The following is a 25,238-nucleotide window of genomic DNA, read 5'->3' on the forward strand; positions in this document are numbered from 1 at the left end:
TGCGAGGTCTCCCATGGCACAGAGCACCCCCTCCTCCGGCGCCGGGCCCGCGCCCGGGAAGTTCGGCGAGGACGGACTCCGGCAACTGTTGGCCGGGCTCACCGCCGTACGGGACGGAGACCTGTCCGTCCGACTGTCAGGCGCCGCCGGCGGCATCCACGGCGAGATCGCCGGGGTCTACAACGACATGGTCGACCAGCTGTCGCTGGTCACCTCCGAGGTCACCCGGGTCGCGGGCGAGGTCGGCGGCCAGGGCCTACTCGGGGGCCGGGTCCGCGAACCACGGGCCCGCGGCGCGTGGCAGGAGCTGACGTCGGGCGTGAACACGATGGCCGACAACCTCACCTCACAGGTGCGGTCGATCGCGCAGGTAGCGACGGCCGTCGCCCGCGGTGACCTCACCCAGAAGATCCGGGTGGACGCGCGCGGGGAGATCCTGGAGCTCAAGGAGACCATCAACACCATGGTCGACCAGCTGTCCTCCTTCGCCGAGGAGGTCACCCGGGTGGCCCGCGAGGTCGGCACCGAGGGAAAACTCGGCGGCCAGGCCACGGTGCGGGGCGTGTCCGGCACCTGGCGTGACCTCACCGACAACGTCAACTCCATGGCCGACAACCTGACCAACCAGGTGCGCAACATCGCCCAGGTCACCACGGCCGTCGCCCAGGGCGACCTGACGAGCCGGATCGACGTCTCGGCACGCGGCGAGATCCTGGAACTGAAGACCACCATCAACACCATGGTCGACCAGCTGTCCTCCTTCGCCGCCGAGGTCACCCGGGTGGCCCGCGAGGTCGGCACCGAGGGAAAACTCGGCGGCCAGGCGGAGGTCGAGGGTGTCTCGGGCACCTGGAAACGGCTGACCGAGAACGTCAACGAGCTCGCCGGGAACCTCACCCGGCAGGTCCGCGCCATCGCCGAGGTCACCAGCGCCGTCGCCGAGGGCGACCTCACGCGTTCCATCACGGTCGAGGCACCCGGAGAGGTCGGGGAACTGCGGGACAACATCAACTCGATGGTCGAGTCGCTGCGGGCCACCACCCGGGCCAACGAGGAGCAGGACTGGCTCCAGACCAACCTGGCTCGGATCACCGGTCTCCTCCAGGGCACCCGGAGCCTTCCTCAGATCGCCGAGCTGAGCATGACGGAGGTACCCCCGCTCGTCTCCGCGCAGTACGGTGCCTTCTTCCTCGCCCGCGAGGACGAGCGGGGCACCGAACTCGTCATGACCGCCTCCTACGGCTCCCCCGACGACCCGGACGCACCGCGACGCCGGTTCCGTATCGGCCAGTCCCTCGTCGGACAGGCCGCCCACGACCGGCGCCCCCTCGTCGTCGAGCGGGTCCCCGCCGGGTACGCCACCATCGCCTCCGGGGTGGGTTCCGGTGAGCCCGTGACCCTGGTGGTGCTGCCCGTGGTGGTCGAGGAACAGGTCCTCGGTGTGGCCGAGTTCGCCACCCTCCATCGCTTCACGCCCATCCAGCGCGACTTCCTCGACCGCTTCGTGGCCAGCGCCGGGGCCGTTCTCAGCTCACTGTTCGCCAACCTACGCACCGACGAACTCCTCGGGCAGTCGCGCCGGCTGGCCGACGAACTACGCTCCCGGTCCAAGGAGTTGCAGGCGCGCCAGCAGGAACTCCAGCGCTCCAACGCGGAACTCAAGGAGAAGGCGACGCTGCTCGCCCAGCGCAACAGGGACATCGAGTCCAAGAACCTGGTCATCGAGCAGGCGCGCCAGGAACTGGAGGCGCGGGCCCAGCAGCTCTCGCGCACCTCCATGTACAAGTCCGAGTTCCTCGCCAACATGAGCCACGAGCTGCGCACCCCCCTCAACAGCCTGCTCATCCTGGCCCGGCTGCTCGCGCAGAACCCGCGGGGAAACCTGACGGAGAAGCAGGTGGACTACGCGGAGGTGATCCACTCCGCCGGCTCCGACCTGCTCCAGCTGATCAACGACATCCTCGACCTGTCGAAGGTCGAGGCGGGCAAGATGGAGATCCGGCACGAGGCATTCGCCCTGCGCGAGCTCCTGGACTACCTGGAGGCGACCTTCGGGCCGGAGGCCGACGAGCGCGCGCTGGACTTCACCGTCAAGGTCTCCGCCGAGGTACCCGGGCAGCTCACCACCGACGAGGCACGGCTCCGGCAGATCCTGCGCAACCTGCTCTCCAACGCGCTGAAGTTCACCGACGAGGGCCGGGTGGAGCTGACCGTCGACCGGGCGGCGCCCGAGGAGACACCGGTGGCCCTGCGCGACGGCGGGCTGGTGCTCGCCTTCCGCGTCGCCGATACCGGCGTCGGTATCCCCGCCGAGCGGCTGGAGAACATCTTCGAGGCGTTCCAGCAGGGCGACGGCACCACCGCGCGACGGTACGGGGGCACCGGGCTGGGACTCTCCATCAGCCGGGAGGTGGCCGGGCTCCTCGGCGGCGCCATCGAGGCCGAGAGCACGCCCGGCCGGGGCAGCCGCTTCACCTTCTTCCTGCCCGCGCCGGGGACGGCGGCGGACACCCGGCCGGACGGGGTCCCGGCCGCGGACGCCGAGCGGACGGCCGGCGACCGGACCTCCGCCACCGACGGCGTCGCCCCGGGGACGGACGGCGAGACGGTGCTGGTCGTCGACGACGACGCCCGTAACGTCTTCGCGCTCACCGAGGCTCTCGAGGGCCACGGACTGCGCGTCCTCACCGCGGACGGCGGACGGGCCGGGCTGGACCTGCTCGGCGCCCACGAGGAGATCCGGCTCGTCCTGATGGACGTGATGATGGCCGGTATGGACGGCTACACCACGATCGAGGCTCTCAGGAAGCTGCCGGGCCGGGCCACGCTCCCGGTGATCGTGGTGACCGCGAAGGCCATGCCGGGAGACCGGTCCCGGGCCCTGGAGGCGGGCGCCGACGACTACGTGGCCAAGCCGGTGGACGAAGCCGAACTGGTGGCCAAGATCCGCTCCTGGCTGACGGACTGAGCCGCCGGGTCGGCGGCGCCGCCCACGGCGGGCGGCGTCAGCGCGTCCGGGGCCGTCCGCGCACCCCGACGGCGACGAGGCTGGTGTCGTCGTCCGTGTCCCCCACCGCCGTACTGAGCAACCCGTCCACCAAACGGTCCGGTGGCCGGCCGGACAGCCGCTCCGCCTCCCGGGCGAGCCGTTCGAGCCCGGCTGCCAGGTCGTCGTGACGGCGCTCGACCAGGCCGTCCGTGTACAGCAGCAGCGTGTCCCCGGGCCGCAGTCCGGTCCGCCGCTCGTGGTAGGCGTACCCGGGCTCCGCGCCCAGCAGAAGATCGAGCGGCGGACCGAGAAGCCGCGCCCGGCCGTCCCTGAGCAGCAGCGGAGGCAGGTGGCCGGCGCTCGACCAGACCAGGCCACGGTCCCGTGGGTCGTACAGGGCGCACACGGCGGTGGCCGTGGTGCCGCCACCCGTGCGCAGGGTGACCTCGTTGAGCCACCCCATCAGGTGTCGCGGCGGATGCCCGGTGAAGGCCAGCGCCCGCTGGGCGTTTCGCAGGGCGACCATGCCGGTGACGGAGTCGATCCCGTGTCCGGCGATGTCGCCGACCGCCACCAGCACCTGACCGTTCGGCAGCCGCAGGACGTCGTACCAGTCGCCGCCGACGCGGTATTCCTCGGCGGCCGGCCGGTAGCGTGCGGCGACGACCAGGTCACCGGGGAGCTCCTGCAGGCCGGGGACCTCGGGGATGATGGCCTGCTGCAGCTGGAGGGCCATCTGGTGGCGCATCTCCGCCTCGTTGCGCACCTCCGTGAGGTGGTCGAAGGTCGCCGTCAGCGCCATCTCGGTGCGCCGGCTGTCCGAGACGTCCTGGAACACCCCGACGATGCCGGTGACCGTGTCCCCGGTCAGCAGCGGTTCGGCCGCGACCCGCACATGCCGGACGGTCCCGTCGGGCAGCACGATCCGGAGGACCGTCTGCGCCCCCGTCTGCCGCTCCCTGAGGGTGGTCAGCAGTTCGGTGAGCGCCTCGCCGTCGTCCCGGTGCACCCTCCCGCGCAGGCCCGGCAGGGGCACCGGCTGCTCCGTCCGGTCCATGCCGAACATGGCGTACGCCTGCTCCGACCAGACGGTCCCGCCGCCGTCCGGGGTGTCCTGGAAGGTGGCGACGCTCTGGAGTCTCGCCACGGCCCGGCCGGTGGCCATGCCGACGTCGCCGACGGTGTGCCACAGGACGACCGCGCGTCCCCCGCCGGCCGGCAGTACGCGGACGTCGAGAAGCGGCGTCGTTTCGCCGGGGCGGGCCGAGGCGGGGAGCCGGGCGGCGCGTTGGGTGCGGGTGGTGGCGACGGCGCGGCGCGCCAGATGGGCCAGATCGGCGTGGACCAGCGGGAAGGCACGGGAGAGGGAACGGTCTCGGGCGGGGGGCGCGCCGCCGAGTGTCGCGGCGGCCTCGTCGTTGAGGTGGATCACGGTCGGCGCCCCGGAGCCGGGGCCGCGGCCCAGCAGCATCGCGGGGCGGGCCAGCGCGTCGAGGACGTCCACGAGCACCGGCGCGTCCGGCTGTTCCGTCTCGGCGCCGCCCAGCACCGCGCCTGCCACGTCCACCAGGCCGGTGAGGGCGCGTCTGACCGTCGCGTCGAGGGCGGTGGGGCCCGGCCAGCCGACCAGGGCCAGGCCGACCAGGGCCCGGCGCCGGTGCAGCGGCAGCAGGGCGCGCGCCGCGTGCGCCGAGGCCCCGGGGAGCGGCAGACCGGTGGGCGGGCCGTCGTCGAGCCAGACGGGCACCCCGTCCTTGAGGACCGCGCGGAAGGGCTCGGGGGCCGCCGGGGGGATCCACTGCCAGGCGACAGCCTCGGAGGCTCCCACGCCGGCGTGTCCGACGAGCCGCAGGCACCCGGCCTCGGTGCCACGCCACAGCCACAGGCTGTCCGCCCCGTGCGGGGCGAGGCCGCCCTCCAGCAGGGTGCGGGCCGCCTCGTCGACGGTGTCCGTGGCCTCGGCCGCCGCGACGACGCGCCGCGCCCGGCGGGTCTCACCGGGATACCGGGCGGAGGAGGCGATCCGGAGCCGGGTGCCGAACGTCTCGGGCGGGCCGTCGGCCGCGGCCGTCCACGGACCGCCGGGCATGGTCGCGGCGCCCTCGCCGACGGCGTCGACGATGTCTGCGGCGAGGTCCGCGGGAGCGAGGCCGGTCGCCTGGGCGAGGGCTTCAAGGTGCTCGGCGGCGTCGGTCGGGGACAGCCGCAGCTGCGCGGCGAGCATGCCCGTGGCGAGGTCGAGGAGATGCCGGTGCGCGGTGCGTCCGCGCAGCCATTCGATCTCGGCGGCGAGACCTCCCGCGCTGGTCAGGCCGGTCTCCGCGCCGACACCGGCCGGCGGCGGGGTGGAGTTTCCGGAGTCGGTCAAGAGGACCCCCGTTGCGCCGTCGAAGGGACGTCCGGAGCACCTGCGCCTACCCGCTCGGAATTCTACCCGCGCGTCCGTCTCCGTTCCCTGCGCCCGCCCGGCGGGCGGGCACGCCGGCGACGGGACGCCGACGGCCTTCCTCGTCCTCGGGAGGACTGGACCGGCGGTCTGAGGCACGCTTGAACAGGGGGTCGGTACGTGCGAAGGCCGAGCGTCGCCCGCGAAGGGCGCGGCGACGGAGCGGAGGAGGTGTCGACGATGGACGGACCACGGCTCTCCCCGCGCGAGCGGCGCGTCCTGGCCGAGATGGAGGAGGACCTCCGCAAGAACGTCCTGGCCCGCGATCCCCGTAAGCCCCACCGCGGTCGTCGGCTGCCGGTACCCCGCGCCCGCGGGGAACGCCGGCGTCCCTCCGGAGTCGTCCTCGCGGTGCTCGCCACCGCGGCCCTGGTCCTGCTGATCCTCGGCATCGTCACGGAACGCGCCGGTTTCATCTGGGCGTTCACGGCCGTGTGGGTGCTGACGCTGATCTGGCTGCTGCGCCTGGTGATCCACTGGACGCGGCGGCTCCAGGAACGCCGGAGCGGCGCCGAGGGGCCGCGGGGCGGCGGCGGACACGAGGACGGCCGGTCCGGTGACGGTCCGGCCGGCGTATGAGGGGGCGGAGTGCGGGCACGGGACCGCGGTGAGTCGGCAGAGGCGAGCCGGCACGGTGCGGAGAGGAGCGGACTATGCCCCGTGGATCGAGCGCCAAGCGTGAGCGGCAGTACGAGCACATCCGGGAGAGCGCCCTGGACCGGGGCGAGAGCGAGAAGCGCGCCGAGGAGATCGCCGCGCGCACGGTCAACAAGGAGCGGGCCCGGGCGGGCGAGTCCGAGGCCGCCGGCAGGAGTTCACTCGACGACATGTCGTCCGCGCGCCGCGGCGGACGACGCTCGCACAGCGGCGCGCGGGGGCCGACCTACGACCAGTTGTACGCCGAGGCGCGACGACGCGGCGTCAAGGGCCGCTCGTCGATGAACAAGGCCGAGCTGAAGCGCTCTCTGGGCCGCTGACGGCCTCGCCCCTGCCCGGCCGACGCCGGCCCGGCACGCCGTCGGCCGGGCTTCCGGGACGGGTGCGCGGGGCGGGGCAGGAGGGGCGGACGGCAACGGCGCCGGAGGGTGGACGGCCGCGGGGGCCTGAGTTCGCCGTCAGACCGTCATGGGCGCATCAGGGGTGCCGGGGACCCCGGGAGCGCCGGAGGTGTCCGGGCCGGGGGTGTCCGGGGTGTCCGCTTCGGCGATGAGCAGGGCGATGTCGTCGTCGCTGTCCGGGTCGGGCAGGGTGGCGATCAGCTCGTCACAGGTCGTCTCCAGGGGCTGCGGGGTACCGGTGAGGTGGCGCAGCAGGGCGTCCATGCGGGAGTCGAGCGACTGGTGGCGGCTCTCCAGGAGCCCGTCGGTGTACAGGAAGAGGCGGGCGCCGGGCGGGAGGTCGATCCCCGTCGTGGTGAAAGGCACGTCCTCCGCGGCCCCGAGGGGCGCGCCGGGCGGCAGCTCGAGCAGGAGGGGAGGCCGGCCCGGCCGGGTCAGGGCGGGGGGCGGGTGGCCGGCCAGCGCGATGTGGCAGCGGCCGATGCCGGGGTCGTACCGGGCGTACACGCAGGTGGCGATCATCTCGTCGAGTTCGCCGGTGAGCACGTCCAGATGGCGGAGGATCTCGTCGGGGGCGAGGCCGAGGCGGGTGAGGGTGCGGGTGGCGGTACGCAACTGGCCCATGGTCGCGGCGGCGTTGATGCCTGAGCCCATCACGTCGCCGACGACCAGGGCGGTGGTGCCGTCGGTCAGGGGGATGACGTCGAACCAGTCGCCGCCGGCGTGGCCGGCGGTCCCGGCGGGCTGGTAGCGGCAGGCGACCTTGAGTCCCGGCGGGTCGGGGGGCGTGCGCGAGAGCAGATGGCGCTGGAGGGTGGTCGCCGCCTGGAGCTGTGTCTGGTACCAGCGGGCGTTGTCGATGCAGACGGCGGCGCGGGCCGCGAGTTCCTCGGCGAGCAGGATGTCGTCCGTGGTGAACGGCATCGGGTTGCGGGCCCGCTTCAGGTCGAGCGCGCCGAGTACCTCGCCGCGGGCGATCAGGGGCACCGCCAGGTACGAGTGGACGCCCGCGTCGGCCAGGAGCGTGGCCGCGGTGTCGTCCCGGGCGATCCGGGGCAGGTCGTCGGGGCGTACCCGGGCGAGGTGGACGGTGCGGCCGGTGGTGGCGCAGCGGGTGACGAGGCGGTCGGCCTCGTAGCGGGTGATCTCGCCGATGGGGTCGGCCGCGTCGGTGGCGGTGGTGGCGTAGGCCGCCTTCACGGCCAGGGCCCGGAAGGCGGTGCGGGCCGTGGGGGCCCGGTGGAGGGTACGAGGGTGCAGGGCCGCGTCCAGGACGTCGACGGCGGCGATGTCGGCGAGGTCGGGAACGACGGTGTCGGCGAGTTCGCGCGCGGTCTGCTCCAGGTTGAGCGTCGTCCCGATGCGGGTCGACGCCTGGGCGATCACGGCCAGGCGGCGGCGGGCGTGGGCGCTCTGCCGGTCCGCGTGGTACTGCTCGGTGACGTCCAGGACGGTCGCGACGACGCCGATCACCCGGCCGACGGAATCCTCGAGACGGTAGTAGGAGACCCGGCAGGCCCGGTTGCCGTTCTGGCCGTCCCGGGCGCGTTCGGTGGCGAAGCGGTCGAGCCGGGGCGTGCCGATGGCCAGTACCTCGCGCATCGTCTCCTCGACGGTCTCACGCTCGCCGAACGGCAGGTTCTCGGCGGCTTCGCGGCCGAGAACGCCCTGCGCCGAACAGCCGGTGATGCGTTCGAAGGACGGGTTGACCAGGACGAGGCGGAGATCGGTATCGGCGACCGCCACCCCGGTGGGCGACTGGGCGACCAGTTGCGCCGACAGCGCCAGGTTGCGTTCGATGCCCCGGACGACCTCCTCGTCGGCGGCGATCCCGAGCGCGTACCGGCCGCCTGCCTGGTCCGTCAGGCGCATGTTGCGGAACTCGACGGGGCGGGAGCTGCCGTCCTTGTGGCGGACCGGGAAAACACCGGCCCAGCTTCCGCCACCGGTCATGACCTGCGCGAACAGGTCGAGGACGAGTGCGGCGTCCTCCTCGGCGACGAGCAGTCTGGCCGCGTACCGGCCGAGGGCCTCATCGGCGGTCCAGCCGAACAGCCGCTCCGCCTGCGGACTCCACAGCGTGATACGCCCTCCGGCGTCCAGGACGATCGCGGCGACGCCCAGCATGTCCAGCAGGCCCCCGGGCGCCGCTGAGGCGAGAGGGCCGGAAGGCCGCACGGTCCGGTGGGCGTCGGCCGCGTCCATGGCGGGTCCTCCCTTACACGTGCCGGGCTGCCGGGGGCTGCGCGCGGGGCCCAACCGCTTCCATCGTCCTCCCGGTCGCCCGGACGGGCAGCCCGGGGCCGCGCGACGCCTCCGCCGACCTGGGCACGGGAATCGTTCCCACCAGGTGCCGGGAGGCGCTCCGAGGCTCCTCGGGGACCGAGCGTGACCTGCGTGATCCGCCCCTGCGGGGCGGTCGCGGCCGTCGCCGCGCGCTTCCCCGCGCATGCCGGTGGGCGGAGCCGTGCGGCTCCGCCCACCGGGTGTTCGGGACGATCCGGCCGGGTGGCCGCGGCGTCAGAAGGTGAGGTTCCAGGCGTCGATCCTGCCGGTGTCCTGCCGCGCGTTGTCGTTCACGCGGAGCTTCCAGACCCCGTTGGCGGTCTCCGAGGAGGCGTTGACCGTGTATGTCCGGACGATGTCGTCCGCGCTTCCGCCGGTGCGGTTGTGGAGCGTGTACACGCTGCCGTCCGGGGCCACCAGGTCGACCTTCAGGTCACCGATGTAGGTGTGCTTGATGTCCACGCCCACCTTCAGCGCGGCCGGGGCGTTGCCCGTCACGCCGGTGACCGTGATCGCGCTCTCGACCGTGGTGTTGTCGGAGATCGCGACGTCGGTGAGGTTCTCGAAGTACGCGCCGGACGGCGGGGTGCTGCCGCCGACCGCCTTGAGCGCGTCGACCTGGCCTTCGCCGAAGAAGCCGTTCTTCGCGGTGGTGCCCTTGCAGCGGCTGTCCGAGGGGCAGGCCGTGTCGTTCGCCTGGGTGTTCAGCCGGGCCCGGATGTCCGCCGGGGTGAGCGTCGGGTCGACGCTGGCCATCAGCGCGGCGACGCCCGCCACGTGCGGGGACGCCATCGACGTGCCGTTCTTGGTGCCGTACTTGCCTCCGGGCAGCGTCGAGTAGACGCCCGAGGAGCCGTCGCCGCCGGGGGCCGCGACGTCGATGACGCCGTTGCCGAAGTTGGAGTAGGAGGCCTTGACGTTGCCGTTGCCCATCGCCGCGACCGTGACGACGCCCGGCAGCTCGGTCGGGATGTCGACGCAGTCGTTGGTGAGGGTGCGGTACACCGGCGTGGAGTCGTTCGGGCTGGAGCTGTCGGTCGTCTTGTTCGCCAGGTCGTAGTTGGAGTTGCCGGCGGCGGCGACCTGGAGCGATCCCTTGCCCTCGGCGTACGCCTGGGCACGGCGGACGCCCTCGATGATCGCGGCCTGGTCCAGGTTGTCCGGGCAGTTGAACTGCCACGGGTCCGTGTAATAGCTGTTGTTGGTGACCTTGAAGCCGTGGTCACCGGCCCACATGAAGCCGCAGACGGTGTTCTCGGCGAAGAACAGGGTGCTGTTCGGCTCGGCGATGCGGACCGAGGCGATCTTGACGCCTGGCGCGACGCCGATCACGCCCTTGCCGTTCTTGGCCGCGGCGATGGTGCCGGCGACGTGCGTGCCGTGGGTGTCGACGTCCCGCCAGGCGCCGGAGCGGGTGTCCGCCTTTCCGTAGGCGCAGGAGACGGAGTCGGCCGCGTCGAAGTTGGGGGCGATGTCCTGGTGCTGGTCGTCCACCCCCGTGTCGAGGACACCGACCTTCACCGACGCGGAGCCGGTGGTGACGGCCCATGCCTGGTCGGCCTTGATCTGGGTCATGTCCCAGCGGTTGGACTCGTTGAGCGTGGTCGTCGACTGGGACGGGTTCGCCGGCAGCGCCGGGTTGTAGGCGTCGGCCGGGACGTCGGAGGTGCGCGTGGCGCCGACCTGCTGGACGCCGCTCACGGAGCGCAGGGTGGACGCGAAGGCCGCCGAGGTCGAGTGCGCCACGACCACGCCGATGGCGTCGTAGGACGCGAAGACCGAACCGCCGTTGTTCACGACGGCGTTGCGCGCGAGGGAAGTGTCACCAGGGGCGGTGATCACCAGGTACGCGCGGGTGCCGGCCGCCCAGGCCGCGGTGGTCGTCGCCGGTGCCGCCACGGTGGCCGTCCGCGCCGAGGCGGAAGAGGGCTCCGGAGTGGTCGTCGGCGCCGCGTGGGCGAGTCCGGCGGGTGCGGCGAGGGCCATGGTCGCGCCGAGAGCGGCGATCGTGATGGCGGAAAGTCTCAGCCGGCTCGATATGTGGGAAAACAATGCGTCCTCCGATAACCCGGTGACGCGGGTGGCGCCGACCGGGTCCTGTGATGTGTGGGGTGGACGCAAGATCCCAGACCAGAGGTGCGGAAGGAAGCGTTCAGTCCGACAAGCCCGTTGGCGTTACCCAGTGTTGACCTGTCGTGTCACCGATCGATGGGGGCTTCCACCGGGATGCCCCGCTTCGTTCCGCGCGGGGTCGGCGTGCGCACCCCGCGTGGACCACCGGGCCCGCGTTCCGGGCCACACGGGGTGTGCACGTGCGGTCGCCGCAGCGGCTGAGAGCCTGTCGGATGGCCTTCGACCGACAGGCGGACGCGGTCCGGTGCGTGCGATTCCAAGGCGCCGGGATGCCGCTGTAGCGGAGCCACCGGCGCCGGAAGGGTGGGACCATGCGCCGACTCCTGCTGATCGCGGCGCTGTTGCCGTTCACCGGCGCCTGCGGAATGGTGCGGTCCTCCGGGTACGCCGTGCCCTCGCCGCGCTGGACCTGGATCCGGCGATCCGTACCGAGGTGAAGGCGGAGGGCGGCCGGGTCGGCGCGCTGCTGTCGGTGAAGGGCAACGGCTTCGACGCGCGGAACTGCCTGCTCGCCCGCGTGGGTCCCGGCGCCACCGAGGTGCGGGTGCCGCCCCGGATCCAGCCCATGCCCGGCGAGGGCGGCTGCAGCGTCGGCAAGGCCCTGGACCCGATGCCGCCGCCGCACTGAACGGGGCGCCTGACCCCGGCGAGACGCCTCCCGCTTCCGCGCCCGGGAGGCCGGGACCGCCGATTCGACCGCCCCGAAGCCGCGGCGGCACCGGCCGCGCGGCAAGCGGATCGCCCGCTTGCCGACGGGTGTCTCGACGGCCGGTCCTGTGCTGGTCGTCGCGCTACCGAGGAGGGCGGGGGCTCCGGAGTGAACGGACCGGGGCCGACCGCTGCCTCAGCTCAGGACATCAGGGGCGTCCGGGCCGCATCGGCCTCGGCGGCGGTGTCCCCGCACCTGCTCGTCAGTACAGGCGCGGGGACATGACATGGGGTTCGGTGCCGGGTACCTCGAGCACGCAGCGCGGGATGCCGGGGCCGGGCAGGGCGCGGACCACCGCCTGGGTCGGCGGTTCGGTCGGGAGTTCGATCGGGACGACGACCGGCCGGTCGCCGGCGGTCGTGGCGTGTCCCGTCTCCTTTCCGTCGACCAGGACCTCCACCACCGCGGTGTGACCGGTCTGGAAGGTGACACTGACCGAGTGCCCCGCGTGGTCGATGTGGAAGTGGTGGCGCCGTCTCATGAGTCGCTCCCGCCGGGCACGTGCCTGCACCCCGCTCCAGCGTAGCCATCCCCCGTCCCGACGGCCTGCGCAGCGCCACGCCCTCCCCGCGCCGCGCCGGGAAAGGGGAGTGCGACACGGCCGTGGCCGTTCCGGCGGCCCGGGGACAACCGGGGCGCGCGCGGGAACGGGGCGTACTCCGGTGGCCTCCGGGGCGACCGTACCGGGTCCGCCCGCCGACGGCCGGGTGTCCTCCCGTGCGGCGCGCGGCGCCACCGCGACGGCCGGTCCGGGCCCGACTCCGCGACGCGGGGACATGCCTGAGGGGCCGTCAGCGATCCCCCGGGAACGGCTCGGGTGCCGCCGCGGTTGCGGCGGCGAGGGCGCGCGCTCGCACGGAGACCTCCCGGTCCGGGCCTCCCGGCGGGTCCGGTCGGCGCCACGCCGCACCCCGACACCTGATCGTTTCCTTATCCACGCAGGTCACAGCGTGTGCACTGGTCGACCCCTCACCCGAACAGCCGCCTCCGGGCGTACATCCGCGCCCCGCGTCCGGTGCACTGGAAGAGCACACGTCCGCCGAGCATGGAGACAGGACCATGTACGAAATGCACGTCGGCATCGCTTCCTCCGAAGGCGACTTCGTCTGGCACGTCGCCGCCATGGGCACGGCGACGGCCCTGTGCGGGCAGTCCCTGCACGCGGAGCCCCTCGAAGAGCGTGACCGGACCGACCGCCACTGCACGCCCTGCATGAGCTCCTTCCAGCAGCTCATGAACGATCGGCGCTGACCTGGCCACGCGGGGGGTGCGGCCCATGCCGAGACCCCCGGCCGATCGCCCGGAGCAACGGGAGCGTCCGCACTGGCGATCTTGCCGGGGGTGCGGTGGGATGGACAGCGGTCAGGCGTCCACGACGGATGGATGAAGGTTGTGTCGACCTCGAGTCACGCGGTGTTCGGCGCCCCCTGCTGGGTCAGTCTGATGACCCGCGACCTGCGAGCCGCGGAGGCCTTCTACAGCGCTCTGTTCGGCTGGACGTTCCGGCCGACCAGGCTCGGCAAGGAGTTCTCCGTGGCGCTGCGCGACGGGGCGCCGGTGGCCGGCATCGGCGCCGTGGCCCCGCGGCTGGCGGTGGCCGTCGCCTGGACCCCCTACTTCGCGGTGGACGACGCCGACGTGACCGCGGCCCGCATCCGTGAGCGCAGCGCCACGGTGGCCGTCGGCCCGCTGCGCTTCGGTACCGGACGTGCGGCGCTCGCCTCCGACCGGGAGGGGGCCGTGTTCGGCATCTGGGAGGGCGAGATCATCCCCGACTGGAGCGTGGGACGGGGCGGGGCGCCCGCATGGCTGGAACTGCACACCCGGAACGCCTTCGACGCGGCGATCTTCTACGGCGAGGTCCTCGACTGGGCCGGCGACAAGCCGGGCTGCTGTCAGGTCGCCTACGCGGACGACACGGTGATCCTGAGCCATCGGGGCACGACCGTCGCCCGTATCGTCGGTGGAGCGGTGGAGGCCGCGCCCAATCCCCAGGTCCGGCCCCGCTGGCACGTCCACTTCCGGGTCGAGGACGTCGAGGCGGCCATGGCGACGGTCAAGCGGCTCGGTGGCGGTGTCGTCTCCGAGGTCACCTCGTCGGGTCCGGGCCGCCGTATCACCCTGCACGATCCGGACGGCGGGTTGTTCACCGTGGCGGACGGGCTGTAGCGCCCGGCCGCACGCGCCGCACCAAACCGGGCACGCCCCGGTGCGGCGCGCGCCCCTCGCGCGAAGCCGTCCGGGCGCATACTGTTCCCATGGGATGGTCCCCTCCGACCGTCGACGAGCTGCGCGTCCGGCTCGGCGCCACGATATTCCGGCGCGTGGCCGGGCCGTCGGGGTCACGGACGCGCGACCGCATCCACGGCACTCCGGGTCCGCGCTGGTTCGGTCCCGACAGTCCGATCCGCACCGTGCACGGGGACGCCTCGATGTTCGCGGGGGGTCTGGCGGCGCTGCTCGTCCAGTCGCTGCATCCGCTGGCGATGGCCGCGGTCGCGGCCCACTCCGGGTTCCGGGGCGACCCGTGGGGGCGTCTGGAGCGCACCAGCACCTTCCTCGCCGTGACGACCTTCGGAACGGCCGACGACGCGCGGCTCGCCGTGGAGCGGGTACGGCAGGTACACGCCCGGCTGCGGGGCCGTACGGCGGAGGGCATGCCGTACCGGGCGTCCGATCCGCACCTGCTGGGCTGGGTCCACGTCGCGGAGGTCGACAGTTTCCTGCGGGCCCATCGGCGCTACGGCGCGGCGCCGCTCGACCGGGCGGGCTACGACGGGTACGTCGCGGACGCGGCGAGGATCGCCGAGGCGCTGGGCGTGGAGCGTCCGCCGCGCACCGTCGACGAGCTGGCGGAGCGGATGGACGGGTACCGGTCGGAGCTCCGGGCCACGCCCGCCTGTCGGGAGACGGCCCGCTTCCTGCTGCTGTCCCCTCCGATCCCGTGGCAGGCGCGGGCGCCTTACGCTCTGCTGGCGGCCGGGGCGGTGGCGCTGCTGCCGTCGTGGGCGTACGAGCCCCTGGGGCTGCCCGCTCTCCCGGCACCGGTGCGGGCGGGTGGCCGGGCGGGCGGGCGTCTGGCGACGGGGGTGATCCGCTGGGCGATGGGCCCGCCGCCGACCGGGGACGAGCGGAGGACGGACGACGGGCCGCGCCGGACCGTCACTGACCGGCGTGAGCGGCCCGGCGGATCGTCGCGTCGATGAGGGCCAGGGCCTCCTCCGCGGTCCGGCCGGGCGCCCTGTTCCAGGGGCCGATCAGGCCGTTCCAGCCCTGGGCGCGGAGCTCGGTGACGATCCAGGCGGCGGCCCGGTTCATGGTGTCGACGCTGCCGTATCCGAGGCGGTGCGCGGTGAGGAGGGCGCCGCACACGCAGCGGGCGCCCCGGATGTCGCGGAGCCGGTAGGGCCGGTTCTGCCAGCCCCATTCCACGAGAACGCGGCGGGCGTGGGCGAGGTGGACGGAGGGGGTCACCTCGGGCTGCCCGACGCGGCGCCAGACGTGCAGCCGGTCGGGCAGTACCGCGCCGACGCGCCCGGGAAGCCGGCGCTCGGCCGGCGGGGGTGCGGGGAGGGCTTTCAGGGCGGTGGCGACGAGCTGGTCGACGGGGACCGAGAGGAGGCCGCGCCATTCCCCTTCGGCGGTGAACGGCGCGGCCTCGGTCCGGTCCGCCCCGGGGGAACCCGAGGCGGACGGGGCGGGTGACGCGTGCGGCGCGACCGGGAGGTCCCAGAGACGCACGATCTCCTGCCAGGCGGCGGAGTCGTGGAGCCGGGCGCCGGCGCGGTCGACGGTCTCGGGCGCGGCGGTGTCGGATGGCGCGGTGACGGCGGACGGGGCGGGACCACGGCGGGGCGCGGCTTCGACAGCGGTGGTGGGCATGGGCGGGCGTGCTCCTGGGTCGACGAAATCCCCCCTCTAAATGAAATGTCGGCTTTGTGGCGCTTTGACTTGAGGGCACCCGCCACCCAAGACACTCGTTCCGGCCACAAGTTACCCATCGGTATGCCGTGACTTCCCAGGACGGCGGCAGTAGAACTCGTTCCCCTTCCCTTCACAGATGAGGAACATCACGTGGTCTCTCGCCGAAGGTTCATCATGGGAACAGGTTCCATTCTCGGGGCAATGGCGTTGCCGGTGCCCTCCGTTTCGGCCGCCCCCCTCCCCCCGGGAACACGCCTCCCCGTTCTCGTCATCGGCACCGGGTACGGCGGCTCCGTGGCCGCGCTCCGGCTCGCCCAGGCGGGTGTCGACGTGCACATGGTGGAGATGGGCATGTCCTGGGACACCCCGGGTCCCGACGGCCGGGTCTTCGCCAACACCACGAGGCCCGACTACCGCTCGTTCTGGCTGCGCACCCGGACGAAGCAGCCGCTCAGCAACTTCCTCGGCTTCCCGCTCGACAAGGACGTCCCCCGCTACACCGGCGTCCTCGACGCGGAGGAGTTCGGCGGCATCACCGTCTACCAGGGCCGCGGCGTCGGCGGCGGCTCCCTGGTCAACGGCGGGATGGCGGTCACGCCACGGCGGGAGAACTTCGGCGCCGTGCTGCCCACCGTGAACGCCGACGAGATGTACGAGGTGTACTACCCGCGCGCCAACGCCGGGCTCGGCGTCAACCAAGTCGACCCGGACTGGTGGGAGAGCGCCCCGTGCTACCAGTACGCGCGGGTCGGCCGCAAGCACGCCCGGCGCTCCGGGTTCCCCTTCGTCTTCGTGCCCAACGTGTACGACTGGGACTACATGGAGCGGGAGGCCACCGGGGCCGTGCCCAAGTCCGCTCTGGCGGGCGAGGTTCTCTACGGCAACAACCACGGCAAGAAGACCCTGCGCAAGACCTATCTCGCCGAAGCCGAGGCGACCGGCAGGGTCTCCGTGTCAGCTCTCCACAAGGTCACTTCGGTGGCCCCGGCGCCGGGGGGCGGCTACACCGTCCTCATCGACGAGCTCGACACCACCGGCGCCACCACGGCCACCAAGTCCGTCACCGCGGACCGGGTGTTCTTCGCCGCGGGCAGTATCGGCACCAGCAAGCTGCTCACCCGCCTGAAGGCCACCGGGGCGCTACCCGGTCTCAACGGCGAGATCGGCAAGGGCTGGGGGGACAACGGCAACGTCATGTGCGGCCGGGCCAACCATCTGTGGGACCCCACCGGCAAGCTCCAGTCGTCCATGCCCACGGCGGGCATCGACAACTGGGAGGCGGGCGGCGCGTTCGCCGAGGTCGCGCCGCTGCCGACCGGGATCGAGACGTACGCCTCGTTCTACCTCTCCATCACCAAGAACCCGCACCGTGCCGAGTTCACCTGGAACGCCGCCGCGGGCCGTGTCGAGCTGAACTGGCAGACGGCCTGGAAGCAGCCCTCCATCGATATGGCGAAGACCATCTTCGACAAGATCAACGCCAAGGAGGGGACCATCTACCGGACGGACTTCTTCGGCTTCTACAAGATCTGGGGCGACCACCTCACCTACCACCCGCTCGGTGGTGCGGTACTCGGCCGGGCCACCGACAACTACGGTCGGCTGCACGGGCATCCGGGGCTGTACGTCATCGACGGCGCGCTCATCCCCGGCAACACCAGCGTCAACCCGTTCGTGACCATCACCGCGCTCGCCGAACGGAACATCGAGACGATCATCGCCGCCGATCTGTGACGCGCGCGAGACCGGGGCCGGCCGGGATCACCCCGCGGCCCCGGAGCCGGGCTCACCCACCCGGCAGGACGCACACGGAGTCGAGGCCGAGCACGTGATTGAGGCGCCCGAAGGCCAGCCAGGAGCCGATGCTCATGCTGAGCTCCACGATCTCGGCCTGGCTGTACCGCGCCGTCATCCGCGCCCAGAACTCCTCGTCGAGGCCGTGGTGGTCAAGGGCGTACCGTTCGGCGTACTCGGCGGCGAGCCTGGTCCGTTCGTCGAAGTCCCCGGTCGTGCGCCACGCGGTCACCGCGGCGGCGAAGGACTCCTCGACCCTGACCCCGTCCCGCTCGGTGCGCCAGTCGAGGCAGAAGACGCAGCCGTTGATCTGCGCGATCCGCAGCCGGGCGGCCTCGAACTCCCGGAGCCCCAGGGTGGTGTGCTCGTAGACCGAGAGCGAGAAGTGGGCGGCTGCCGTCCCGATGCCGGGGACCATCTCGCCCCACACGTATCCGATCGGTTCCTGACCTTCGGGTATGTCGATGATCACGGTTGTCTCCTTCCGAGTTTTCCCACGGCCGGCCGCAGGGGCACGTCGAGCGCGTCGTAGAGTCCGGGCGTGGCGGCCGCCAGCCAGTCGACGGCGTTCACGAGGCGCCCGACAGCGGTGGCGTTCCCGCCGGCGGACCGGTTCTCCCCCTCGTCGGTCGCCTCGACGGTGACCTCGATGCGCGGGCGTCCCTCGACGATCACCCGGTGGGCACCGGCGCCGTCGGGCGGGCTGGGCCAGTCGGGTGCGCAGGAGGGATGGATCCGGGTGACGTGCTCGACCACGATGCGGGGTTCGCCGTCGACGATGCCCTGCACCTCGAAGCGCACGGCACCCTGGGTACCCGCCTCGAACAGACCCATCGTCCGGGTGGTCACGGAGGCGTCGAGGGCGCGCCGGTCGACGGTCTCCCTGATGTCGTCCAGCGCGACGCCCAGGGCGCGGGCCATCAGGCGTATCTGGCCGCCCCACACCATGGTCGGCACCGACGGCGCGAGCATCGGCGGCGCGTAGTCCAGGGGCAGCCCCATGCCGACGAGGTGCCGGACGGAGTCCTCCTGCTCGTAGGTCGAGTAGTCGAAGATCTCCTGGCAGCGGATGGCGTCCACGGTGGAGCCGAGACCGCTCGTCAGCAGCGGCAGCACGTCGTTGCCCCAGCCCGGGTCGACGCCGGAGACGAAGAGCGACCCGCCGCCCTCCGCGATCGCGGCGAGGACCGGTTCACGGAACTCCGCCGGTGCGTTGAGCTGGTCATAGAGGGGATAGAGCGCCGGGGTGACCACGACGGCGCCGGCGCGGATCGCGGCGCAGACGTCGGCGAGGGCCTCGTCGGGACGGAGGTCGCCGGAGGCCGCGTACACCAGAGCGCGCGGGCGGGCCGCGAGGACGGCATCGACGTCGTCGGTCGCCGTGATCCCCAGCGGGCGGCCGAGGGCCGCGAGTTCGCCGGCGTCCCGCCCGGTCTTGGCCGGGTCGTGGACGATCACGGCGGCGAGTTCCAGCGCCGGGTGGGCGTCGACGGCCCGGACGGCCGCGCGCCCGACGTTCCCGGTGCCCCAGACAACGGTGGGAATCATGCGCGGAGGGTATACTGACGAACCGTCAGTTCCTAGGGGCGTGGCAGAACCCGCTCCCCGGACGGGCCCCTTCTACGGCGGTGATCACGGCGACGGGGTCCGGGCATCATGCCCCGTCGGGGCCGGACCGAGGCGGTTCACCGCATTGGCGGTTGGGCCGCTCCGCGTGGCTTGGCAGAGTCGGCGGGACCCCCGGGAGAGAACATGCCGGTACCGCCGCTGTCCGCACGCGCGATCCTCGTCGCCCTGCTCGCCTGGTGCGCCGTGTCGGTCGCCGCGCCCGCCGGAGCGGCGAAGGCCGACGCCGACTCCCCCGCCGCGGGAACGGAGCCGGCGCCCGGGGTCGGCTACCGGTCCTGGGGCGTGACCGGGTCCCACGGGCCCGCCCGGGTCCACCTCGTCACCGTCGACCTGCGCGACCCCGGGGTCAGGGTGGACCTGCTGACGCCCGGCACCGTCGGGGCGCGCGCGCCGCTGTCCGCCCTCGCGGACGCCCGCGCGGCGGTGGCCGCGGTCAACGGCGACTTCTTCGACATCTCGGGGCCCGGCCATCCCGGGGTGGAGCCGACCGGCGCGTCCGTCGGCCCGGCCGTCGGGGGCGGCCGGCACGTCAAGGCGGCCGTGCCGGAGGGACAGCGCTTCGGGTCCGCGCTGCCACCGGGCACCGGCACCCGCGAAGTGCTGGGAGTCGGGGTGGACCGGCGGGGCCGCCTGGGCCGCCTCACCCTCGACGGCTCGGTGACCGCGTCCGGCGGCACCCTCTTCCCGCTGGAGGGACTGAACCAGTACGCCCTGCCGGTGGACTCGGTCGGTGTGTTCACCGCGGACTGGGGAGCGGCGTCACGGGTGCGCGCGACCTGTGGCACGGACCAGGACCGGGCGGCGGCGTGCAGCCGCGACACGTACGAGGTGACCGTGCGGGCCGGACGGGTCGCCGCGGTCGCGCGGGTGCCCGGGGCGGGCGTCATCCCCCGGGGAACCGAGGTCCTGGTGGGCCGGGAGCGCGGTGCGCGGAGCCTGCGCGGGCTGACCGTCGGCGACCGGGTCTCGGTGCGGCACCGCCTGGTGGCGGAAGGCTCCCCGATCCCCTACCACTTCGCCGTCGGCGGATACCCGGTCCTGCGCGCGGGGGCCCCGCTGCCCGGTCTGGACCGGCTCACCTCCGCCGTGCGCTCCGCGGCCGGCCTGGCCGACGGCGGGAGGACGCTGCTGCTGATGGCCCTCGACGGGAGCCTCGCCTTCCGCTCGGGCCTGACGGTCGCCGAGGTCGCGGCGCTGATGCGGGATGCCGGCGCCGAGGACGCGTTCAGCCTGGACGGCGGTGGCTCCTCGACGCTGGTCACCCGAAGCCCCTCCGGCACGGCGGTCACGGTGCGCAACCACCCGAGCGGAGGGGCCGAGCGGCCGGTGGCGAACGGCATCGGCGTCTTCCGGCGGCCTTGATCCGTCACTGCCCCGCCCACACCGTGCGTGGCGGCCGGGCATCGCCCGACCGCACCACGTCACCGCGCGGAGTACGGGTGGCCTGGCTACCGTGACTCCGGGAAGCCCCTGGGACGCGGGACCTCCCTCGAAGAGCATGATCGACCGGAAGAGAGTCAGCGACATGGCCGCACGACCTGAAGGCACGCCGGTCTGGACCGACGCGATGTTCACCGACGTGGAGGGCGCCAAGAAGTTCTACGGCGAGGTCCTGGGCTGGACCTTCGGCGAAGCCTCCTCTGAATTCGGCAACTACACCCAGGCATACCGGAACGGGAAGGCGGTCGCGGCCGTCGTCCCGCCGATGCCGGGCCAGGACTCCCCACAGTCGGCCTGGTGCCTCTACTTCTCCTCGCCCGACGCGTCCGCCGCGGCGGAGAGGATCAGGAACGGAGGGGGCACGCTCCTGATGGAGCCGATGCAGGTGGGCGACTTCGGCTCCATGTGCCTGGCGCAGGACCCGACGGGCGTCACGTTCGGCGTATGGCAGCCGGGTACCCACGAGGGCTTCGAAGTCGAGGGCGAGACCGGTTCGTACGCCTGGGCCGAGGTCTTCACCCGCGAACCGGAGCGGTCCGACGCCTTCTTCGCCTCGCTGTTCGGCTACCGCACGAAGCGGATGCGGGACGACAGCGTCGACTACAAGACCTTCGACCTGGGCGGCGAGATGCCGGTCCTGGGCCGGATGACGATGACGCCGGAGGACTTCCCCGCCGAGATCCCCGCGTACATCCAGATCTACTTCGCGGTCGACGACTGCGACGAGGCGCTCGCGAAGGCCGAGAAGCTGGGAGGCCGGAAGGTGTTCGGGCCGATGGGCAGCCCGTTCGGCCGTTTCGCGGCGATCGTGGACCCCCAGGGAGCGCCCTTCGCCGTGATCGACCCGACGACCACCGAGGGCGAGATGCCGGAGTTCGTCTGAGCTTGACTCTGTCGGGTGGCCTTCGAGCCCGCGCACCGCCTCAGAGCCTCCCCGTGGTCGTGCCCGGGACCTCACCCGGTCCCGGGCACGATCCTGTCCCGGAGAGGTGCGTGATGCGGGCGGGGGTGGTCATCGCGGCTCCTCGGGGGCCCGCGTCGCTCGCGCCGGCGGCGGACCGTGGGCCCGGGAGCACGAGACCTGCGGGCGGGCGGACGACACCCCTGTACCCCGGGGGACTTCACGGGCGCGACGGGCGCCGGGACGTCAGGGCCTGAGGCCGCTGACGACGTTCGCGGTGGCGGCGACACCGTTCTGGATGGTCGGCGCCATGCTCGTCCCGGCCAGGAAGAAGCCGAGGAGCGCGCAGACCAGCGCGTGGGAGAACTTGAGCCCGCCGTTGCGCAGGAAGACCACCGCCAGCACGAGCAACAGCACCACCACGGAAATGGAAACGGCCATGGCCACACCCTCCTCGCACCGCACGGGAATTGCGGCGTCCGGCGGCCAGTGTGGCGCAGCGGAGGCTCCGTCCGGGCGAACGGCATGCCTGCCGAACGGGTGACGTCGCCGGCAGCCGTCCGCTGGGAGGTGCGGGCGAGGTGGCCGGGCGGTCGTCGTGCCCGCACCTCTTCGGGAGGCGTCGTGGTGCGGGCTCGACGGACTTCTCAGACTCCCGCGGCGGGGGCCGGGAGGCCGACCAGGGACGCGATCGTGTCCTGATGACTGCCGGCCGAACCCAGGGCGACCTGAGCGGACTTGGCGCGCTTGAGCGCCAAGTGCGCCGGATGCTCCCAGGTCATGCCGATGCCGCCGTGCAACTGCACGCACTCCTCGGCCACATGGACGGCGACCTTCGCGCAGTACGCCTGAGCGACGGCCACGGTCAGCGCGGCGTCCGGGTCGGCGGTGGCCAGCGCGTCGGCGGCCGCGCGGGCCGCCGCACGGGCGTTCACCACCTCCAGCCAGCACTGCGCCATCCGGTGCTTGAGCGCCTGGAAGGAGCCGACGGGCCGGTTGAACTGGTAGCGCTCCCGAGTGTGCCGGACGGTCTCCTCCAGACACCACTCGGCGAGCCCGAGCTGTTCGGAGGCCAGCAGTCCGGCGCCGGTGAGCAGTCCTCGGCGGATCGCCGCACGGGCGGGACGCTCGTCGGCCAGCCGGGTTCCCGCGACGCCGGACGTGTCGACAGCGGACAGGGGCCGGGTGAGATCGAGCGGCGTCAGCGCCTCGGTCCGCGCGCCGGCCGCGGGGACGGCGTAGAGGCCGTCGGCCCGCAGGACCAGCAGGACGTCCGCGCAGGCGGCGTCCGCGACAGCGGTCACGGTGTCCGTCGCCTCCGGCTCGGCGGCGGGGGCGGTGGAGAACGGGACGGCGAGCACCGCCACCGTGCGGCCGTTCGCGAGGGCGTCGAGCAGTTCGGCGACCGGGGCGCTCTCGGTGTCGAGGGCGAGCAGGGTCTCGGTCGCCATCACCGCCCCGGTGAGGAAGGGCACCGGGGTCACCGCGCGGCCCAGTTCCTCCAGGACCACGGCGGCCTCACGGTGGCTCGCGCCCTGACCGCCGAACTTCTCCGGGACGAGGAGGCCGGCCGTGCCGATCTCTCCGGCGAGGGACTTCCACAGGCCGGGCACATAGGGGTCGCCGGTCTCGATCCGGCCGAGCAGCACCTGTGGTCCGGCCCGGTCGGCGAGCAGCGAGCGGACCGTGGCGCGCAGATCGTCCTCGGTCCCGGAGTAGAGCAGATCCGTCATCGCGCGAGGTCCTTCCAGGCTACGTCCTTGTCGTCGCGGGGCTCGGCGGGCAGTCCGAGCACGCGTTCGGCGACGATGTTGAGCAGCACCTCGGTCGTACCGCCCTCGATGGAGTTGCCCTTGGACCGCAGGTACCGGTACCCGGCGTCGCGGCCGGTGAAGTCGACCAGGTCGGGGCGGCGCATGGTCCAGTCGCCGTACAGCAGCCCCTCCTCGCCGAGGAGTTCCACCTCCAGGCCGCTGATGGCCTGGTTGAGCCGGGCGAAGCCGAGTTTCATGGCGCTGCCCTCGGGGCCGGGCTGGCCGGCCACGAGCTGCTGGCGCAGCCGTTCCCCGGTCAGCCGGGCCACCTCGGAGCCCACCCAGAGGTCGAGGAGGCGCCGGTGGAGTTCGTGGGTGCGCAGCTCGGGGCGTTCGCGCCAGGTCCTCGCGACCGGACCGATCATGCCGCCCTCGCGGGGGATGCGCGCACCGCCGATGGACACGCGCTCGTTCATCAGGGTCGTCTGGGCGACGCGCCAGCCGTCGCCGGGCTCGCCGAGGCGGTGGGCGTCGGGGATGCGCACGTCGGTCAGGAACACCTCGTTGAACTCCGCCTCGCCGGTGATCTGGCGGAGCGGGCGCACCTCGACGCCGGGGTCGGTCATGTCGCAGACGAAGTAGGTGATGCCCCGGTGCTTGGGAACGTCCGGATCGGTGCGGGCGATGAGGATGGCCCAGCGGGCCACGTGCGCGCTGGAGGTCCACACCTTCTGGCCGTTGACGACCCAGGTGTCTCCGTCCCGGACCGCGCGGGTGCCGAGGGCGGCGAGGTCGGAGCCCGCGCCGGGTTCGCTGAAGAGCTGGCACCACACCTCCTCGCCGGCCCAGAGCGGCCGCAGGAAGCGCTTCTTGACCTCCTCGGTGCCGTAGGCGAGGAGGGTCGGGGCGGCCATGCCGAGGCCGATGCCGATCCGCCGCGGATCGTTGTCGGGGGCGTCGGCGGCCTGGAGTTCGGTGTCGACGACGGCCTGCAGGGAGCGGGGGGCGCCTAGTCCGCCCAGGCCGACGGGGTAGTGCACCCAGGCGAGCCCGGCGTCGAAGCGGGCCCGGAGGAAGTCGGCGCGCGCGGTGCGGGCGGGCGGGTGCGCGGTGAGCAGTTCCCGGGTCAGGGCGCGGACCGCGGTGGCGTCGGGCGCGGTCATCGGGCGGCCCCTTCCGGGAGGACGACCAGGCGGCCGGTGGTGGTGCCGTCGGCGACGCGCTGCACGGCGTCGGCCGCCTCGGAGAACGGGACCCGCTCGCCGACGAGCGGCCTGATCAGGCCCTTGGCCGCGTACTCGGTGAGTGTCTCGTGACAGCGCAGGACGGCGGCCCGGTCCTTCGCGTTGTACAGGCCCCAATGGAGGCCGAGGATCGAGTAGTTCTTGACGAGGGCGTGGTTGAGCGCGGGTGCGGGGATGGAGCCGCTGGCGAAGCCGACCACGACGATGCGGCCCTCGAAGGCGACGGCCTTGGCGGACTGCGCGTAGGCCCCGCCGCCGACGGGGTCGTAGATCACGTCGGCGCCCCGGCCGCCGGTGGCCTCCTTCACGACGGCGACGACGTCCTCGGCATGCCGGTCGATCACGAGGTCGCAGCCGAGTTCCCGGGCGACGGCCGCCTTCTCCGGTCCGCCGGTGACGCCGATGACGGTGGCGCCGGCCGCCTTGCCGAGCTGGACGGCGGCGCTGCCGACGCCGCCCGCCGCGGCGTGCACGAGCAGGGTCTCACCCTCCCGGAGCGCGGCCCTGCGGTGCAGTCCGAACCAACCGGTCTGGTAGCCGATGTGGAGAGCAGCGGCCTCCGCGTCGTCGAGCGCCTCGGGGGCGGGCAGGACGGTCGTGCCGTCGGCGAGCGCGTACGTCGCCATGCCACCGTGCGGCAGGGCGGGGGTGGCGATGACCCGGCGCCCGTCCTCGGTCTCGGCGCAGACCTCCACGCCGGGGGTGAAGGGCAGCGGGGGCCGCACCTGGTACTGGCCCCGGCAGAGCAGGGCGTCGGGGAAGTTGACGCTCGTGGCGCGGACCTTGAGCAGGACCTGCCCCGCGCCGGGCGTGGGGCGGTCCACCTCCTCGCACCGCATCACCTCGCCCGGCTCGCCGTTCTCGTGCACTCGCCATGCCTGCATGGAGTTCCTCCACCAGCCGTCGTCCGTACTGCGCGGTCGGTCGCATA

Annotated in this window: 22 protein-coding genes; 11 read left to right on the forward strand and 11 right to left on the reverse strand. The window is 73.2% G+C overall.

The features are described from left to right. Nucleotides 1-13: 13 nt before the first annotated feature. Nucleotides 14-2,968, forward strand: a complete 2,955-nt coding sequence (locus tag OG393_RS02020) for a hybrid sensor histidine kinase/response regulator (protein WP_327372777.1) — start codon at nt 14-16, stop codon at nt 2,966-2,968. Nucleotides 2,969-3,005: 37 nt separating this feature from the next. On the opposite strand, the gene OG393_RS02025 is transcribed toward OG393_RS02020, so the two are convergent. Next, nucleotides 3,006-5,357 (reverse strand): SpoIIE family protein phosphatase, encoded by a 2,352-nt coding sequence (locus tag OG393_RS02025; protein ID WP_327372778.1) that lies wholly within the window; start codon nt 5,355-5,357, stop codon nt 3,006-3,008. Between the two features lie 198 nt (nt 5,358-5,555). Here OG393_RS02025 and OG393_RS02030 point away from each other — a divergent pair, with 198 nt between their 5' ends. After that, the gene (locus tag OG393_RS02030) at nt 5,556-6,014 is read left to right on the forward strand and encodes a DUF3040 domain-containing protein (RefSeq protein ID WP_327372779.1); all 459 of its coding nucleotides are present in this window, start codon (nt 5,556-5,558) and stop codon (nt 6,012-6,014) included. A gap of 74 nt (nt 6,015-6,088) precedes the next feature. Beyond that, nucleotides 6,089-6,412: a plasmid stabilization protein gene (locus tag OG393_RS02035; RefSeq protein WP_327372780.1), complete on the forward strand. Its 324-nt coding sequence runs from the start codon at nt 6,089-6,091 to the stop codon at nt 6,410-6,412. Nucleotides 6,413-6,550: 138 nt separating this feature from the next. On the opposite strand, the gene OG393_RS02040 is transcribed toward OG393_RS02035, so the two are convergent. Together OG393_RS02040 and OG393_RS02045 are read right to left on the reverse strand one after the other, a co-directional pair. Further along, a complete protein-coding gene (locus OG393_RS02040; RefSeq protein WP_327372781.1) occupies nt 6,551-8,698 on the reverse strand; it encodes a SpoIIE family protein phosphatase in 2,148 nt (715 codons plus the stop codon). A 315-nt stretch (nt 8,699-9,013) separates the two neighbouring features. Next, entirely contained in the window at nt 9,014-10,765 is a 1,752-nt protein-coding gene (locus OG393_RS02045) for a S8 family peptidase (RefSeq protein ID WP_442817393.1), read from the reverse strand. A gap of 458 nt (nt 10,766-11,223) precedes the next feature. On the opposite strand from OG393_RS02045, the gene OG393_RS02050 reads away from it, so the two are divergent. Together OG393_RS02050 and OG393_RS02055 are read left to right on the forward strand one after the other, a co-directional pair. After that, entirely contained in the window at nt 11,224-11,349 is a 126-nt protein-coding gene (locus OG393_RS02050) for a hypothetical protein (RefSeq protein WP_327372783.1), read from the forward strand. After that, on the forward strand, nt 11,346-11,540 hold the full coding sequence (locus OG393_RS02055; RefSeq protein ID WP_327372784.1) for a hypothetical protein: 195 nt from the start codon (nt 11,346-11,348) through the stop codon (nt 11,538-11,540). The genes OG393_RS02050 and OG393_RS02055 overlap by 4 nt, the downstream gene beginning before the upstream one ends. Before the next feature lie 283 nt (nt 11,541-11,823). Here the strand turns inward: OG393_RS02055 and OG393_RS02060 are convergent, their stop codons facing one another. Beyond that, a complete protein-coding gene (locus tag OG393_RS02060; RefSeq protein WP_327372785.1) occupies nt 11,824-12,102 on the reverse strand; it encodes a hypothetical protein in 279 nt (92 codons plus the stop codon). 578 nt (nt 12,103-12,680) lie between these two features. Here OG393_RS02060 and OG393_RS02065 point away from each other — a divergent pair. The 3 genes from OG393_RS02065 (at nt 12,681) to OG393_RS02075 (ending at nt 14,827) form a co-directional block, all read left to right on the forward strand. Then, the gene (locus OG393_RS02065; RefSeq protein ID WP_327372786.1) at nt 12,681-12,872 is read left to right on the forward strand and encodes a hypothetical protein; all 192 of its coding nucleotides are present in this window, start codon (nt 12,681-12,683) and stop codon (nt 12,870-12,872) included. A 132-nt stretch (nt 12,873-13,004) separates the two neighbouring features. Continuing rightward, the gene (locus OG393_RS02070; protein WP_327372787.1) at nt 13,005-13,790 is read left to right on the forward strand and encodes a VOC family protein; all 786 of its coding nucleotides are present in this window, start codon (nt 13,005-13,007) and stop codon (nt 13,788-13,790) included. A gap of 89 nt (nt 13,791-13,879) precedes the next feature. Further along, nucleotides 13,880-14,827 (forward strand): oxygenase MpaB family protein, encoded by a 948-nt coding sequence (locus OG393_RS02075; protein WP_327372788.1) that lies wholly within the window; start codon nt 13,880-13,882, stop codon nt 14,825-14,827. On the opposite strand, the gene OG393_RS02080 is transcribed toward OG393_RS02075, so the two are convergent. Continuing rightward, nucleotides 14,784-15,503, reverse strand: coding sequence for a DUF6197 family protein (locus OG393_RS02080; RefSeq protein ID WP_327372789.1), 720 nt, complete (start codon nt 15,501-15,503; stop codon nt 14,784-14,786). The two genes, OG393_RS02075 and OG393_RS02080, sit on opposite strands and share 44 nt — an antisense overlap. A 243-nt stretch (nt 15,504-15,746) precedes the next feature. On the opposite strand from OG393_RS02080, the gene OG393_RS02085 reads away from it, so the two are divergent. Continuing rightward, nucleotides 15,747-17,279: a GMC oxidoreductase gene (locus OG393_RS02085; RefSeq protein WP_327372790.1), complete on the forward strand. Its 1,533-nt coding sequence runs from the start codon at nt 15,747-15,749 to the stop codon at nt 17,277-17,279. A 52-nt stretch (nt 17,280-17,331) separates the two neighbouring features. Here the strand turns inward: OG393_RS02085 and OG393_RS02090 are convergent, their stop codons facing one another. Both OG393_RS02090 and OG393_RS02095 read right to left on the reverse strand, forming a co-directional pair. Next, complete coding sequence (locus OG393_RS02090) at nt 17,332-17,811, reverse strand: carboxymuconolactone decarboxylase family protein (protein WP_327372791.1); 480 nt, start codon at nt 17,809-17,811, stop codon at nt 17,332-17,334. Beyond that, nucleotides 17,808-18,887 carry an NAD(P)H-dependent amine dehydrogenase family protein gene (locus tag OG393_RS02095; RefSeq protein ID WP_327372792.1) on the reverse strand — a complete coding sequence of 360 codons (1,080 nt, stop codon included), beginning with the start codon at nt 18,885-18,887 and terminating at the stop codon, nt 17,808-17,810. Before OG393_RS02095 ends, OG393_RS02090 begins: the two co-directional genes overlap by 4 nt. A gap of 204 nt (nt 18,888-19,091) precedes the next feature. Here OG393_RS02095 and OG393_RS02100 point away from each other — a divergent pair, with 204 nt between their 5' ends. Continuing rightward, a complete protein-coding gene (locus OG393_RS02100) occupies nt 19,092-20,330 on the forward strand; it encodes a phosphodiester glycosidase family protein (protein ID WP_327372793.1) in 1,239 nt (412 codons plus the stop codon). A gap of 163 nt (nt 20,331-20,493) precedes the next feature. Continuing rightward, nucleotides 20,494-21,291 carry a VOC family protein gene (locus OG393_RS02105; RefSeq protein WP_327372794.1) on the forward strand — a complete coding sequence of 266 codons (798 nt, stop codon included), beginning with the start codon at nt 20,494-20,496 and terminating at the stop codon, nt 21,289-21,291. A 264-nt stretch (nt 21,292-21,555) separates the two neighbouring features. On the opposite strand, the gene OG393_RS02110 is transcribed toward OG393_RS02105, so the two are convergent. From OG393_RS02110 to OG393_RS02125, 4 genes are all read right to left on the reverse strand, one after another. Then, a complete protein-coding gene (locus OG393_RS02110) occupies nt 21,556-21,750 on the reverse strand; it encodes a hypothetical protein (RefSeq protein WP_327372795.1) in 195 nt (64 codons plus the stop codon). A gap of 206 nt (nt 21,751-21,956) precedes the next feature. After that, nucleotides 21,957-23,042, reverse strand: a complete 1,086-nt coding sequence (locus OG393_RS02115) for an acyl-CoA dehydrogenase family protein (protein WP_327372796.1) — start codon at nt 23,040-23,042, stop codon at nt 21,957-21,959. Further along, nucleotides 23,039-24,226, reverse strand: a complete 1,188-nt coding sequence (locus OG393_RS02120; protein ID WP_327372797.1) for an acyl-CoA dehydrogenase family protein — start codon at nt 24,224-24,226, stop codon at nt 23,039-23,041. Before OG393_RS02120 ends, OG393_RS02115 begins: the two co-directional genes overlap by 4 nt. Continuing rightward, nucleotides 24,223-25,191 carry an NADPH:quinone oxidoreductase family protein gene (locus OG393_RS02125; protein WP_327372798.1) on the reverse strand — a complete coding sequence of 323 codons (969 nt, stop codon included), beginning with the start codon at nt 25,189-25,191 and terminating at the stop codon, nt 24,223-24,225. The genes OG393_RS02120 and OG393_RS02125 overlap by 4 nt, the downstream gene beginning before the upstream one ends. Between the last annotated feature and the right edge of the window lie 47 nt (nt 25,192-25,238).

It is taken from the genome of Streptomyces sp. NBC_01216 (assembly GCF_035994945.1).
Classification (GTDB): domain Bacteria; phylum Actinomycetota; class Actinomycetes; order Streptomycetales; family Streptomycetaceae; genus Streptomyces.

Coding starts and splice junctions, on each gene's coding strand:
- OG393_RS02040 (WP_327372781.1), bottom strand. CDS start 8,698: ATGGACGCGGCCGACGCCCACCGGACCGTGCGGCCTTCCGGCCCTCTC.
- OG393_RS02070 (WP_327372787.1), top strand. CDS start 13,005: ATGAAGGTTGTGTCGACCTCGAGTCACGCGGTGTTCGGCGCCCCCTGC.
- OG393_RS02105 (WP_327372794.1), top strand. CDS start 20,494: ATGGCCGCACGACCTGAAGGCACGCCGGTCTGGACCGACGCGATGTTC.
- OG393_RS02080 (WP_327372789.1), bottom strand. CDS start 15,503: ATGCCCACCACCGCTGTCGAAGCCGCGCCCCGCCGTGGTCCCGCCCCG.
- OG393_RS02035 (WP_327372780.1), top strand. CDS start 6,089: ATGCCCCGTGGATCGAGCGCCAAGCGTGAGCGGCAGTACGAGCACATC.
- OG393_RS02050 (WP_327372783.1), top strand. CDS start 11,224: ATGCGCCGACTCCTGCTGATCGCGGCGCTGTTGCCGTTCACCGGCGCC.
- OG393_RS02075 (WP_327372788.1), top strand. CDS start 13,880: ATGGGATGGTCCCCTCCGACCGTCGACGAGCTGCGCGTCCGGCTCGGC.
- OG393_RS02110 (WP_327372795.1), bottom strand. CDS start 21,750: ATGGCCGTTTCCATTTCCGTGGTGGTGCTGTTGCTCGTGCTGGCGGTG.
- OG393_RS02065 (WP_327372786.1), top strand. CDS start 12,681: ATGTACGAAATGCACGTCGGCATCGCTTCCTCCGAAGGCGACTTCGTC.
- OG393_RS02085 (WP_327372790.1), top strand. CDS start 15,747: ATGGCGTTGCCGGTGCCCTCCGTTTCGGCCGCCCCCCTCCCCCCGGGA.
- OG393_RS02060 (WP_327372785.1), bottom strand. CDS start 12,102: ATGAGACGGCGCCACCACTTCCACATCGACCACGCGGGGCACTCGGTC.
- OG393_RS02100 (WP_327372793.1), top strand. CDS start 19,092: ATGCCGGTACCGCCGCTGTCCGCACGCGCGATCCTCGTCGCCCTGCTC.
- OG393_RS02020 (WP_327372777.1), top strand. CDS start 14: ATGGCACAGAGCACCCCCTCCTCCGGCGCCGGGCCCGCGCCCGGGAAG.
- OG393_RS02095 (WP_327372792.1), bottom strand. CDS start 18,887: ATGATTCCCACCGTTGTCTGGGGCACCGGGAACGTCGGGCGCGCGGCC.
- OG393_RS02125 (WP_327372798.1), bottom strand. CDS start 25,191: ATGCAGGCATGGCGAGTGCACGAGAACGGCGAGCCGGGCGAGGTGATG.
- OG393_RS02115 (WP_327372796.1), bottom strand. CDS start 23,042: ATGACGGATCTGCTCTACTCCGGGACCGAGGACGATCTGCGCGCCACG.
- OG393_RS02045 (WP_442817393.1), bottom strand. CDS start 10,765: ATGGCCCTCGCCGCACCCGCCGGACTCGCCCACGCGGCGCCGACGACC.
- OG393_RS02120 (WP_327372797.1), bottom strand. CDS start 24,226: ATGACCGCGCCCGACGCCACCGCGGTCCGCGCCCTGACCCGGGAACTG.